This is a genomic window from Viridibacillus sp. KH_047 (assembly GCF_057838945.1).
The window spans coordinates 1,819,371-1,833,552 of record NZ_CM174479.1; the positions used below are offsets into that span (position 1 = coordinate 1,819,371).

11 protein-coding genes and 1 pseudogene are annotated in these 14,182 nt (G+C 35.0%); 8 read left to right on the forward strand and 4 right to left on the reverse strand.

From position 1 onward, the window contains the following. Positions 1-48: 48 nt before the first annotated feature. From AC3IS5_RS09150 to AC3IS5_RS09175, 6 genes are all read left to right on the forward strand, one after another. Positions 49-927, forward strand: a complete 879-nt coding sequence (locus tag AC3IS5_RS09150; RefSeq protein ID WP_489427848.1) for an RsmD family RNA methyltransferase — start codon at positions 49-51, stop codon at positions 925-927. A gap of 212 nt (positions 928-1,139) precedes the next feature. After that, a complete protein-coding gene (locus AC3IS5_RS09155; RefSeq protein ID WP_489427521.1) occupies positions 1,140-2,312 on the forward strand; it encodes an MDR family MFS transporter in 1,173 nt (390 codons plus the stop codon). Positions 2,313-2,515: 203 nt separating this feature from the next. Continuing rightward, complete coding sequence (locus AC3IS5_RS09160; protein ID WP_489427522.1) at positions 2,516-2,986, forward strand: MarR family winged helix-turn-helix transcriptional regulator; 471 nt, start codon at positions 2,516-2,518, stop codon at positions 2,984-2,986. Positions 2,987-2,990: 4 nt separating this feature from the next. Continuing rightward, positions 2,991-4,715 (forward strand): ABC transporter ATP-binding protein, encoded by a 1,725-nt coding sequence (locus AC3IS5_RS09165; RefSeq protein WP_489427523.1) that lies wholly within the window; start codon positions 2,991-2,993, stop codon positions 4,713-4,715. Then, on the forward strand, positions 4,712-6,568 hold the full coding sequence (locus AC3IS5_RS09170) for an ABC transporter ATP-binding protein (protein ID WP_489427524.1): 1,857 nt from the start codon (positions 4,712-4,714) through the stop codon (positions 6,566-6,568). The genes AC3IS5_RS09165 and AC3IS5_RS09170 overlap by 4 nt, the downstream gene beginning before the upstream one ends. Before the next feature lie 174 nt (positions 6,569-6,742). Continuing rightward, positions 6,743-7,609 carry a GNAT family N-acetyltransferase gene (locus tag AC3IS5_RS09175; protein ID WP_489427525.1) on the forward strand — a complete coding sequence of 289 codons (867 nt, stop codon included), beginning with the start codon at positions 6,743-6,745 and terminating at the stop codon, positions 7,607-7,609. Between the two features lie 100 nt (positions 7,610-7,709). Here the strand turns inward: AC3IS5_RS09175 and AC3IS5_RS09180 are convergent, their stop codons facing one another. Together AC3IS5_RS09180 and AC3IS5_RS09185 are read right to left on the reverse strand one after the other, a co-directional pair. Beyond that, a complete protein-coding gene (locus tag AC3IS5_RS09180) occupies positions 7,710-10,736 on the reverse strand; it encodes an efflux RND transporter permease subunit (RefSeq protein WP_489427526.1) in 3,027 nt (1,008 codons plus the stop codon). A gap of 302 nt (positions 10,737-11,038) precedes the next feature. Beyond that, a complete protein-coding gene (locus AC3IS5_RS09185; RefSeq protein ID WP_489427527.1) occupies positions 11,039-11,260 on the reverse strand; it encodes a hypothetical protein in 222 nt (73 codons plus the stop codon). Positions 11,261-11,993: 733 nt separating this feature from the next. Between AC3IS5_RS09185 and AC3IS5_RS09190 the strand changes: the two genes are divergently transcribed. Beyond that, positions 11,994-12,476, forward strand: a complete 483-nt coding sequence (locus AC3IS5_RS09190; RefSeq protein WP_489427528.1) for a YjdJ family protein — start codon at positions 11,994-11,996, stop codon at positions 12,474-12,476. Positions 12,477-12,662: 186 nt separating this feature from the next. Here AC3IS5_RS09190 and AC3IS5_RS09195 read toward each other — a convergent pair whose 3' ends face one another. Together AC3IS5_RS09195 and AC3IS5_RS09200 are read right to left on the reverse strand one after the other, a co-directional pair. After that, a complete protein-coding gene (locus AC3IS5_RS09195; protein ID WP_489427529.1) occupies positions 12,663-12,788 on the reverse strand; it encodes a hypothetical protein in 126 nt (41 codons plus the stop codon). Positions 12,789-12,965: 177 nt separating this feature from the next. After that, complete coding sequence (locus AC3IS5_RS09200; RefSeq protein ID WP_489427530.1) at positions 12,966-13,784, reverse strand: purine-nucleoside phosphorylase; 819 nt, start codon at positions 13,782-13,784, stop codon at positions 12,966-12,968. A 189-nt stretch (positions 13,785-13,973) separates the two neighbouring features. Between AC3IS5_RS09200 and AC3IS5_RS09205 the strand changes: the two are divergent. Continuing rightward, positions 13,974-14,129, forward strand: a pseudogene (locus tag AC3IS5_RS09205) (glycosyl hydrolase-related protein); the annotation flags it as partial. Positions 14,130-14,182 lie beyond the last annotated feature (53 nt).

The following is a 14,182-nucleotide window of genomic DNA, read 5'->3' on the forward strand; positions in this document are numbered from 1 at the left end:
TTTATTTACACATATTCAGGGCATCGAGATGAATATGATTTGTGTCGTATGGAGATGCGGTCATTTTTTGGATTCGACGTCCTTTCAAATGTGTTGAAAAGTACGATAGAAATAGATCCAAGTAGAAGTCCATTTATGAAAGAGCGCCTTGAAGTAATATATGAAGGTGAGAGCTTCGAACAAATAGCCGAATTAGTTGAACAACTGGATTTAGATCATGCAACATTTAAAGTGGTTTGTTTGAATGACTCTGAGCTTGGTTCTATGAAAAAGATTGGTCACTCAAAACGACGAGAAATCGAACGTAACATTGGTTTACGTATTCAAGGTGAGCCGGATTTAGAGCAACCTGAAATTGTATTTGGTGTCGTTTTGATAGATAACAAATGGTATTTTGGTAAATTAGAAGTCAGTGAACCTATTTGGCTTCACCACCAGCAAAAACCGCATATGTACTCAACAGCGCTAAATACACGTGTTGCAAGAGCAGTTGCAAATATTGCAGTACCGCATCCTAACGGAGTTCGTGCAATCGATCCATGTTGCGGTATTGGGACAGTGTTAGTTGAAGCATTATCGATGGGAATTGATATCGTAGGACGTGATATTAATCGACGTGTAGTACTAGGTTCAAGAAAGAATATCGCTCATTTCGGTCTAGAAGGTAATGTAACTACTGGACCAATTTCAGAGATTGAAGACAATTATGATGTTGCAATCATTGATATGCCGTACAATTTATTCACACATATTACTGTTGAAGAACAGCTTGATATCGTGAAACAGGCTCGCCGATTCACCAAAAAAGTTGTTATAGTAACGATTGATACAATGGACCATATGATTGAAGAAGCTGGTTTTGAAATTATCGATCGCTGTGAAGCAAGAAAAGGTACTTTTGCTAGACAAGTATTAGTTTGTAAATAATGTATGCCCCTTATGCGATGAGGTACAGTTTGTTCTTCTAGCATAAGGGGTTTTTATTTAATGATAAATACAACAACCTATTTAACTTATACACTTCGATTTGTCGGAATAATTAAAGTAATGAAAATTTAGCTCTGTTCATACATATATGGACGGTGTTATATTTGTTGGAAAGTTCTAAACTTAATTATTTGAAAGTGAAGTGCATAAAATTGAGATTCCTCCAACAGTTCCATCCATTAGTATGGATCATTTTAGGCGGTACAGTATTTACACGTATCGCAAGTTATATGGCTATGCCCTTTTTGGCGCTTTATCTACATAAAGATTTAGAAGTAGGGCCTTTACTCATAGGTATAACGCTAGGAATAGCCCCATTATTATCAACTATAGGAGGCTTTATCGGCGGTTATTTGACTGACCGGTTTGGAAGAAAACGAATACTGTTAATCACTGTTTTTGTATGGAGTACGGTGTTTATAGGATTTGCTACGACAAATATTGTTGCTATTTTCATAGTCTTAAATGCTATCAATGGTTTATGTCGTTCTTTTTTTGAACCGGCTACACAAGCATTAATGATTGATTTTACGCCACAAGAAAGAAGAAAACGCCTCTTTTCATTACGATATACAGCAATTAATATAGCTGCTGTAATAGGTCCTTTAGTTGGTGTTTATATAGCCAGCTTATCAAGTCCAAGCGTTCCTTTTTTGTTTACAGGCGCTATGTATTGCCTATATGGAATCTTTTTGATGATCGTATTGAATCGTTATGAAATGAAACAGCAAAAACTAGCATCACAAATTCAAATACATCATATGTTCCGCATTATATTATCGAATCGAAAAATGCAGTTGTTTGTTGCAGGCGCGATATTGATTAACTTTGGATACTCTCAGTTCGATTCTACATTACCTCAATTGGTCGAATTAACTGTTGAGAATGGAGTAAAACTTTACTCATTATTAATAGCACTTAATGCTGCGGTTGTTCTTATTTTACAATTACCGATTAGTATCTATTCGGAGCGATATTCAACGAAATTCACACTATTATTGGGTATTGGATTCTTTGTTGGGGGATTAGCTTTATTTGGCGTGGCAAATACTAGTCTCATATTTGTTATTGGGATGGTACTGTTTACCATTGGTGAGATTTTCATATTCCCAACAATGAATGTCCTAATTGATGAGATTGCCCCCGAATCACAAAAAGCAAGCTTTTTAGGGGCTGCTCAATTTAAGAACTTAGGAAGTTTTATCGGACCGGTCATTGGCGGATGGCTGTTAGTGCATTTCCAAGATCAACTCTTTTTATTGGTAGCGTTGATTGTATTATCTAGTGCAGCATTTTATAAGACGGCGATGAATTTGAAACATTAAAGTTAACTTGAATATGTAAAAAACCCCGGTTAAAGGACAGTATAATAAGGTCCTCTAACTGGGTTTTCTTTTGCAGTTTTAATAATGAAATTAGTTTGCCAAATACTACTCTTTTCTCTTGATTGTTCTTCAATAAAAAGGTAAATTTAATTGTGCTAATATAGAACTGTTCGTAATGGAACTGTTTGAAAGGAGTGGGGATTTTGAGTCTTGAAAAAGACGCTGTTATAAAGTCTGAAAAGTTATTACATTCATTTTGGCATGTGAATCATTGTATTAGGAGAATAGTGCAAAGAACGGCATTAAAAAATGATCTGACGATTCCTCAATATGCTCTATTAATAACGCTTGCACCATTTGAAGAGATGACTCAAAAACAGTTAGGGAAGGCAACGTTTTTTCCGAAAAGCACATTAAGTCAGGCTGTTGAGGGACTTGTGCAGGCTGAATTGATTCAAAGAAATCCTGTAGAAGATAACAGAAGAGAAATGTTGTTGACCCTTAGTGATAAAGGTCAATTACTTTATAACAAGATACAAAGCCAAGAGAGTAGCATTCTCCAAGCTTTTGAGTCAGCGACTGATTCACTCAGTGATAAACAATACGATGATCTTCTAACATCACAGCACCAAATAATCACTTTATTAGAAGAGGCTATAGAAAGAGGAGAATGATTAAATGCGTAAACTACTAAAAAACCTAACAGTTTATAAGTGGATTGTTCTAGCGGTGGTTGGACTTGTATTCGTTCAATCCATGGCTGATTTATATTTGCCTACTCTAATGTCAGATATTATTGATAAGGGAGTAGTAGTAGGAGATAAGAATTATATTTTGAAAATCGGTGGATTAATGCTTTTAGTGTCTGCACTAGGAGTGTGTGCATCGATTGTTGCAAGTTATTACTCATCAAAAGCGGCAATGGGTTTTGGCCGTGATATCCGCCGAAAAGTGTTTAATCATGTTGAGGGATTTTCACTTCAAGATTTTGATGAAGTTGGAACAGCATCTCTGATTACACGAACAACAAATGATATAACACAAGTACAGCAAGTAGTAATCATGTTACTAAGAATGGTTGTAAGTGCACCGATCATGTTTGTTGGTGGATTAATCATGGCTTTATCGAAGGATGCAAAATTATCGCTTATTATCGTAGCGACAATCCCTGTACTAATGGGGGCCGTTCTTCTTATAATGTCAAAAGGAATACCGCTCTTCAAATTAGTGCAAACACGTCTAGATCGGTTGAATCTAGTATTGCGAGAGAATTTAACGGGAATACGCGTTATCCGTGCTTTTAATCGTGAAAAGCAAGAAAAAGTTCGTTTGCAAAAGGCTAATAAAGATTTAATGGACGTTTCTATCAAAGTCAATAAAGTAATGGCATTTTTAATGCCGGTCATGATGCTTGTAATGAATTTAACAGTGGTTGGCATCATTTGGTTTGGTGGAATTCGTATTGATAACGGTGGTATGCAAATCGGGGACTTGATGGCTTTCATTCAATACGTCATGCAAATTATGTTCGCTCTTGTAATGGCATCAATGATGTTTGTTATGATTCCGAGAGCTGCAGTGTCCGCTAAACGTATTAATGAAGTATTAGATAAGAAACCAACAATACTTAATGAAGGGGCTAAAGCAGTAGACCAAGAGCGAGGTACACTTGAATTTGATAACGTGTCTTTTACTTATCCAGGAGCAGAAGAAGCTGTTTTATCTAATATTAGTTTCCGTGCTAAGTCAGGTGAAATTACTGCAATCATTGGGGGAACCGGTGCTGGGAAATCAACGCTTGTGAATCTAATTCCACGTTTTTATGATGTTACTAGTGGTACGATTCGAGTAAATGGTGTAGATCTAAAAGAGACATCAATCGATGAGGTACGTTCTAAGATTGGTTATGTACCGCAAAAAGCACTACTCTTTACAGGTACGATTGCTGAAAATATTCGCTTTGGTAAAGAAGATGCTACGCAAGAAGAGATAGAACATGCTGCGCGCATAGCTCAAGCAGAAGATTTTATAAGTAAAATGGAAAATGGTTATGAATCTGAAATTTCTCAAGGTGGTTCAAATGTATCTGGTGGTCAAAAACAACGTCTTTCTATTGCAAGAGCGTTAGTAAGAAAACCAGATATTTATATATTCGATGATAGTTTTTCAGCGCTTGATTACAAAACAGATGCAAGTCTACGTGCAGCTTTAAAAGAAGAAACTAAGGATGCAACAATGCTACTTGTTGCTCAGCGCGTTAGTACAGTAGTTGATGCTGATCGAATCATCGTTTTAGATAGTGGCCAAATAGCAGGAATTGGTACACATAAAGAGTTACTTGAAGAAAATGAAGTTTATCGTGAAATCGTTAAATCACAGCTCTCAGAGGAGGAAATCGCATGAGTAAGCATAAAAAAACGAAACCTCAAGGCGGTCCAATGGGGCATGGCGGTGGTCATATGATGATGGCTGGGCAAAAAGCTAAAGATTTTAAAGGTACGTTTAGACGTTTGCTTAGCTTTTTAAAACCACATCGTAATCGATTAATTATCGTATTTTTAGCAGCAATTATGAGTACTGTTTTCATGGTTGTAGGGCCAAAGATAATGGGGAATGCAATCACTGAATTATTTGAAGGGGCATATAGCAAATTCAAAGGAGTACCTGGAGCTGAAATCGACTTCCATGCTATTGGACAATTGTTACTGTTACTTGCGGGACTTTATGTTATTAGTAGTTTGTTTTCGTATATTCAACAGTATATTATGTCTAGCGTCGCTCAAAAAACAGTTTATGATTTAAGAACAGAGATCAATGAAAAGCTAGAGAAGCTTTCATTGAAATACTATGATGGACGTGCAAATGGAGAAACTTTAAGTAGGGTAACAAATGACATTGATACGATTGGTAGTACGCTACAGCAAAGCGTGACTCAGTTTATCACTTCGATTGTAACAATAATTGGGATTATTATTATGATGTTAACAATCAGCCCGTTGCTAACATTAATATCAATTGTAAGTTTGCCACTTTCAATTTTCGTCATTAAACCAATTTTGAAAAGGTCTCAAAAACATTTTGCAGAGCAACAAAAAACACTTGGCCAGTTAAATGGTCATATTGAAGAAATGTATACAGGCCACCAAGTCGTTAAAGTATTTGGTCATGAGAAAAAAGCGGTCGCAGAGTTCGATGAAGTAAATGAAAAATTATATCAAGCAGGTCGTAAAGCACAATTTATCTCAGGAATGATCATGCCTTTAATGTCATTCATCGGGAATTTAAGTTACGTTATCATTAGTGTTGTGGGCGGTATTTTAGTAACGCAACGTGCGATTTCAATTGGTGATATACAAGCATTTATTACGTACACTCGCCAGTTTACACAGCCAATTGCACAAACAGCGAACATTGCAAATATAATCCAATCAACAATTGCCGCAGCGGAACGTGTTTTTGAACTTCTAGATGAAGAAGAGGAAGTAAAAGAAGTGACGTCATCTAGTTTAACAAAAGCAAAAGGAGCCGTTACTTTCGAGCATGTTAGTTTTGGATATGGCAAGGATCTATTAATAGAGGATATGAATATTGAAGTACATCCTGGTCAAACAGTTGCCATTGTAGGTCCAACTGGAGCTGGTAAGACGACACTGATCAACCTGTTAATGAGATTCTATGAGTTGAATGACGGGAAAATCAAAATTGATGGTATTGATACGCGCAACATATCTCGCGAAAACCTTCGTAAAACATTTGGTATGGTACTTCAGGATACATGGCTCTTTAATGGGACAATTAAAGAGAACTTAGCTTTTGGGAAAGAAAATGCTACAGATGAAGAAATATTCTCAGCTGCAAAAACAGCTCGAGCAGATCACTTCATTCGTACACTTCCAGATGGGTATAATACAGTTTTAAATGAAGAAGCATCAAATATTTCACAAGGACAAAAGCAGCTCTTAACTATTGCTCGAGCAGTACTTGCAGATCCTCCGATTATGATTTTGGATGAAGCAACATCAAGTGTTGATACGCGTACAGAATTACTGATCCAACAAGCGATGAATCTTTTAATGGAAGGGCGAACTAGCTTTGTTATTGCACATCGTCTTTCTACTATCAGAGACGCTGACTTGATCCTAGTGATGGATCAAGGTAAAGTAATCGAACAAGGAACACATCAAGATCTGTTAGAAGAAGACGGTTTTTATGCTGACCTATATAACAGTCAATTTTCAAATAAAAAAGCAATGTAAAAATTGTAGCCTTGATTCTAATTTGGAATCAAGGCTTTTTAACGTTCGGGGGACAGAATAATCAGTAATATTAGAATTGTATAAAATATTAAATGGCAATATAATAAAAAGAATAGCTTAATATATTTGCAGAAATTACAGTCCGAATAACATGATGAAAAGCGGAGGTAAGCAATGAACATTTCTTATAAATTATTGTCGTCAGTAAGCTTTCAAGAAGCACATAAATTATTTAATAGAGGATTTGAAGGATATTTATTACCGATGAATTTATCTTTTGAAACATTCATTAGTAAGTTTGGAAATGAAGGTTTATCTCCATCGCTCTCAGTCGTTGCGTATGATGGTATTGAGCCTGTCGGATTTGTACTGCAAGGGATTAGAGAAGTGGATGGTCAAAAGGTTTCATGGAATGGTGGAACCGGTATTGTTCCCGAATATCGTGGGAAGAAGTTGGGATTTTCTTTGATGCAAGAGGCGGAGAAAGTCTTAATGGACAACGAAGTTTCTATAGCTACATTAGAAGCACTTTCTGAAAATAGGCCCGCCATATCATTATATGAGAAGTGTGGTTACAAAGTAGTTGACGATTTGCTCTTTTTATCAGCAGAAGGGGTATTAGATAAACAATTACCAAGTTTAGATGGCTATGAAATTCAAAGAATTCCTGCTGTACATGCAATAGGTTCAGGTTTATTTCCAGCTATAGTACCTTGGCAAACAGATCCTAGTAACACACCTAAAATAGGTGGAGAAGTTGTGATGATTACAAAGGATGAAGATGTACAGGCGGCATGTCTTATTCGGAAAAAATATGTGTTCGGAAATGAAACGGAAGGTATTACATTATTTCAATTATCTGAAAATGGTGATGAAGATGTACTAAATGCATTACTTGCTAATGCTTTGGAATACGATAAGCCAATAAATCGTACTACTTATAACTTCTTAAAAGGAAACGGACGAGTGATTTCCTTATTAACGAAAAAGGGATTTGAGGAGACACCTGTTTCACAAGTATTTATGAAAAAAACTTTTTAACTTACCAGTTCAACATTTAATAAAGTTACTAAACAAGGTTTTTTTTTCGCTTTTATGGTTCAAGCCCTTCAATCAACAGATTGAAGGGCTTGTTTGTTACTTAAACAGATTCAGTAGTTTCGCTTGCTTTTTCTCGTTGCTGTCTTTTTGCTTTTCGGAAGTGAAGTGTCTCGTATATAACAGGAATCACCACAAGTGTCAGCAATGTGGCCATTGTTAAACCGCCAATTACGACGATTGCAAGACTACTGGATACTAAGCTTGTTGATTCTGCTTTTTTAAATAATAATGGTATCATAGCGCAGACTGTCGCCATAGCCGTCATTAAGATTGGACGCATTCTAGTAGCAGCTGCTTCTACAAGCGCATCTCGTATGATCATTGTTTTTTCATTTTGTTTGACGCGATCTAGCAAGACAATCGCATTCGTAACTACAATGCCAATTAACATTAAGGCACCAAGTAATGCCGTAACATCTACCGTAATTCCACTAATCAATAGGCCGAGAATCGCGCCAATTGCTGCTAATGGAAGTGAACATAATATTGCAATTGGTGCACGGAATGTCTTAAAGGTTACAACCATAATTAAGAACACAATTCCGATTGATACAAGCATAGTGATAAATAAATCAGAGAAATCGTCTGCTTGTTGTGCACTTGCACCGCCAATATATACGTTTACTCCGGATGGAATCTTCATTCCTTTTACATCTTTCTGACCAAAGATAGTTTTAGTTATCTCTTCATTGACCTTTGATAGCTGCTCAGGATCAACACTAGCGGTAATACGTACATATGAATTGCCATCTTTATGAATTATATTTGTTGGCTTTTCTTCTTGTTTTAGCTTAGCTACTTTAGATAAAGGCTCCATTCCTGTAGGTGTGACGACTAACATCTTGTTTAATTCATCTTTCGTTTTTGGGTTCAGGAGAGGCTCTAACATAATTGTAATTGGCTGTGACCCAATTGTTGCCGATCCTATAGGTGTTCGATTTAGGAAGACACCTAATTGCTGAGAAATTTGCGTTGCACTTCCTTCTGCAGCATTCACTTTAAAAGAATAGACCATTTTTTTTGCATCCTGATTGGTTGTAACTTTTTCAATTCCTTTTATTTCTTCAATATTCTCTTTTACATTAGTTGCAGTTTTTTCAATTTGTGTTAAATCATCACCCATAACATCAATCGTAACTGGTGAAGATGATCCTGACATAAAGGAAGCGGTATCTACTGTTAGTTCTGCACCGACATATTCTTTCTTTTGTTTTTCTAGCCTATCAAGCACTTTTTCTGTATCTTTACTATCCTTTAACATAATCATGAATGTTGCGAGCGTTGGTGAATTAACTCCTCCTAATCTTGCAGCATCTTCTGTATTACCAAGCTGTGTATATTCATATTCAACTTCGTCTTGTGAGTGAATGTAATCTTCAAGGCGAAGTGTATTTTCTTTTAATTTTTCAAGGGGTGTATCATTTGGATATTCCAAAGTTGCTTGAATGAAATCAGCTGTCGATTTATCAATCTCTCCTTTAGGCATTGCAAAATAAGTCCCGATTGACCCTGCAAATAATAATAAAGAGAGCAAATATACAACCCATTTATGATTTAGTGTCCATGTTAATAAGCGAGAAAAACGAACTGCTGGCTTATGCACAGCGAGTTTACTATTTTTTAATAAGGCTGAACTCATCAACGGTACGACGGTCACTGCAACAATTAATGAAGCGAGTAAAGAATACGTGATTGTTAAGGCAAATGGCATTAAAAAGTCTTGTAAACTGCCACTAACTAATCCTATTGGTAAGAATACGGCAACAGTTGTTAGTGTAGAAGCTAATATAGCTGTTCCTACTTCTTTTGTCGCTTCTACAACAAGACTAACTGAGAATTTTTCCTTCTGCATTTTTCGGAAAATATTCTCAATAACGACGATACTATCATCAACAAGCCTACCAACAGCTACGGCTACTCCACCCAATGTCAAAATGTTTAACGACACGCCTGACATCCATAGCAAAAACAGGGTAAAAGCTAGAGAAAGCGGTATGGAGACAATCGTAATAAATGTTGAACGTAGGTTTCTTAAAAATAAAACAATTACTATGGTCGCGAATAGTGCGCCTAATAATACTTCTTTCATCATCGTATTTACGGAACCCTCAATCATATCTGCTGTCGACATAATAACATCACTCTGGACGTTATGATATTGTTTGTTCATTTTCTTAGATACTTCAGCAATTTCTTTCCCCGTACTTTCTGCGTTAGCATTACTTTCTTTGGTCATAATAATAATCAATGCATCTTTACCATTTACACGAGTAAGAGTAGTATTGGGCTTTTTAATGCTTACTTTTGCGACATCCGCCAGTGTAACATCTGGAGCAATGGATAGTTGTTGAATGTCTTTCAAAGAATTCAATTTTCCAATGATTTTGATGTTACTTGCTTTGTCGTCAATAGTTTTTTCCCCGACTGAAGCAGAAAGGTTTTGATCTTGGAGTACTGTCATAATATTCTCAAGTGATAATTGTTTTTCTGCTAATAGCGTATTATTTATTTTTATAGAAACATATGAACTTTCTGTACCAAAGGATTGCACATCTGCGACCCCTTTTATATCTTTATACATTGGAATGATTTTTTTCTTAGCAAATTCGCTATTTCTTTTTGTTAATCCATCCTTAAATGTAATAGATACATCTGCGATTGGGATCATGGATGTATTAAGCTGAATGATTGAAGGTTTCTGAACATTCTTAGGTAATGTCACTGTAGCAAGAGCTTCTTGCACTTCTTGCTTGGCTTCTTTCATATTGGTTTTTGATTCAAATAATATATCGATTTGTGAAAATCCATCACCTGTTGTGGAGAAATAATCTTTCTTTCCTTTGACAGAACTCACTGCGGTTTCAATTGGCGTTGTGACCTGATCCTCCATTGAATTAGAATCGACTCCTTGCCCCAGTGCAATAATCGTTATTTGCGGTTGATCAGCTGGTGGCAAAAACTCCATTGGTAATTTGAAATAGCTAACAGCACCTAGTAGTAAGACAAGGATTGTAACTAATGATATGGCCGCCTTATTCTTAAAGGACCATTTAGTAAACACAGACATATTAAAAAATCTCCTTTCTCATGCTCATCCATTTTTTGCATTGCTCTAATTCAACATAAAGATTTCTCACAATTTTTGTGTTGTTCCTCCTGTATGTAATTGTAATTCTTTGGAATTTTAAGGATAATAGACCAGAGAAGGTGGTTTTTATACGTCTTGAGACCGATTTTTAATCATCTGAGGGACCGATTGCATCATTGAATCTCAGTTTCAATCAGTATTTAACTAAAAAAAGATGTAATAAAAAACGACTTGATTCCACAGAGGAATCAAGCCTTTTTACATAATAGAACAGATGAGGTTTACAAAATGAGGCCAACAACTGCGATGGCAACCATCAGAACACAAAATCCGATGAGCGTATAGCCGATTACACGAATTCCTTTTGGCTGTTGTTGTAGATGGGGATGCTTATGAGATGGAGCGCCTATTATTTGATTATCAGACTCCATCGGATCGAATATTGTATCTTCTTCATTTAAAGTATTAGTTTCGTCTTGAATAATTTGATTTTTTTCTTCCATAACATTACCTCCTTTTAAAGGTTGTAATAAAAATGACTTGAATTATCACCAATTTATTCAACTGTGCACAATAATTATATTGCTTGGAAGCGTTAATTATGTAGAAGGTGTTGTCCTTTTCTCTACAAAAGAAGGGGGACTAGCTTTAAATATGCCAAATTAAACCTAGTTCACAAAGTATTAAAACTTGGTATTCTAGGATTATGAAACTGACGTCGTATTGGTTGGAATGTACAACTATATATACATTCAAATGGCACACAGGCTTAGTCAGGCTCAGAGTGAATTAAAGGAGGCTTTCTAATGCCAAAAGTATTACATAACACACTGTATATCCTATTATTAATAGTAAGTATGGGATGAGTTTCTCATAATATTGAATGGAAATCTAATAAAAAAGCTCAAGAGAATTAATGGGTATTCATTTTAAGCGAATTATAGCTTAGTGAAATGTTTGTTAATATATAAGAAAGTTTGATAAAATCACCTACCTTTATTGTTTTAATAGGGGAGAGGTGATTTTTTTACGGGGATTTATGTTAATAGTTCTTAAATAAAATAGATTTCAGGAAGGATTTTGTAAATTTCAAATGGAAAATAAAATAAAATTTGGAACTTACATTAGTTTTAATCGTTTAAATTAAAAGGCGGTTAATGTATGAAATTTGAGATAACAATGTAGCAAATGAAAGTAAATAGTACAAATAAATATGCATATGAGGGTGATCTAGGTTTGCTAAAGCTTTTAATTCAGTTTGTTACAGTTTTAATATTACTTTTCTTTTCTACTTTTTTTGCGTGGTATGAAGGTAGTACAATCCTTGATAACCCATGGGAATGGAAGTATTCAACACCATTTTCTCAATTGCTAAATGGGGAAGTATATAGTGCTAGCGATATATCACAACTTGACTACTTTATATATGCAGCTAAATTTCAACCCACTTTTCCAGTTATTATGGTAATAAGCAGTTTATATTTGCTAATTCTTATTGGATATTATTCCTTCAAGGAAAGGTATAAATGGTTTGTCTATTATCTATTCATTTTAGGTGGGGGATTATCTCTTCTTAGTTATTATATTTATAACTCTCCTACTTTAGGCGGGGAAATTCTTTTCTGTATTTGTTTAGTGAGTAGTGTTCTGTGTTTAGCAACTGCCACAATATTTTACTTTCAGATTTTTAATCGCAAAACGAATGATATTACAAACTAAACTTCTTGAAATAACGTAGAAAAAACTGAACAGAGAAACGTTTTATTTGGTGTTTCACTGTTCAAAGCTAAAAGTAATTTAGATAAAATACCTTCCAATGAAGTAATAACGGCAAGTCATTAGAAGAAATTCAAGAAGATGGCTAAAGTAGTTTTCTTTGGACCAAAAACATTATTGAACTACTTATCACTGTTTTCTTTTTCTTCTAATTAAAATATAACTAATTAATATCACGGCAATAATAACGACTGCGCCTACTAAAAGTGACAGATTAGCGTAATTAATGCCCCAGCCATATTGTTCTTTAGTCATAATATTACCTCACTTAATCTATTTAATTTTACATAAATAATATACAAAAGCATTTGTCATTGGAAGTGTTTTTCCATTATTACATAGTAATTGTTCTTTTCCCGTTAATTTCCCTATAAAAAAACACCCCAATCGTTAGTTTATGTCTAACAACTGGGGTGTAGTTCTTGTTCTCTATTACATTTCTTCTAAAACACCTTTAATTAAATCAACGAATTGTGTTCTAACTTTACTCGCCACTTCAATTACTTCATCATGATTTAATGGCTGATCTAAAATTCCACATGCCATATTTGTTAAGCAAGAAATGCCAAGTACTTTCATATTTCCATGAATGGCTACAATAGCTTCTGGAACGGTTGACATACCTACAGCATCTGCTCCTAATGTACGTATCATGCGAATTTCAGCTGGAGTTTCGTAAGCAGGTCCACTCCACCAAGCATAAACACCTTCTTGCAAGGTAATGTTTTGTTCAGTAGCTACTTTAGAAGCAATACTACGTAAATTACGATTATAAACTTCAGAAACATCAGGGAAACGAGTTCCTAATTCATCATTATTTGGACCAATTAATGGATTTGTACTTACCAAGTTAATATGATCAGTAATTAACATTAGATCCCCTGGTTTAAAGCTTGTATTAACAGCACCACAAGCATTAGTAATAATTAGTTCCTCTACACCTAATGCTTTCATTACACGTACTGGGAAAGTTACTTCATCTAAAGTAAAGCCCTCATAATAATGGAAACGTCCTTTCATAGCGACTACTGTTTTTCCTTTTAATTCTCCAATTACTAATTCGTTTGCATGTCCAATTGCTGCAGACTTTGCAAAGTGTGGAATTTCACTATAAGGAATTTTGAAAGGGTTCTCAATTTCATCTGCAAGAGTTCCTAAACCAGATCCTAAAATCAGTCCAATCGTAGGACGATAATCTGTCTTATTCATAATGAAATCTCTAGCTTCTAAAATATCTTTTAATTTGTGCATCAATAATTCCTCCTAAAATCAAAAACATAAAGGTTAAATTTTGCTAATAGACAAAATGTTAGTTTTTATGCTTTATGTAAAAATAATAATTTTTTCATAATACTATACCAATAGAATTTTAATTGATTTTATAGCTATTGTAAATGTAAAACTACACTAGACAACTTTTAAAAGGGGGGACAACGAGGCGTAGTGGAAATAGAAAGTGATTTTCATTTCAAATCATGGCAGGAAAGCGACTTGATGGAAAGACCTATTGGAGATAAAGTAACTACCGATAAAATGTCATTTCACATAAAACAATATGAAATCAAAACATTTCTAATTGATTTGAAGGATGAATAACAGAAGTTGAAAGGAATTTTTTTAGAAAATGTAGGAAGCCTTACTTTCTTCAA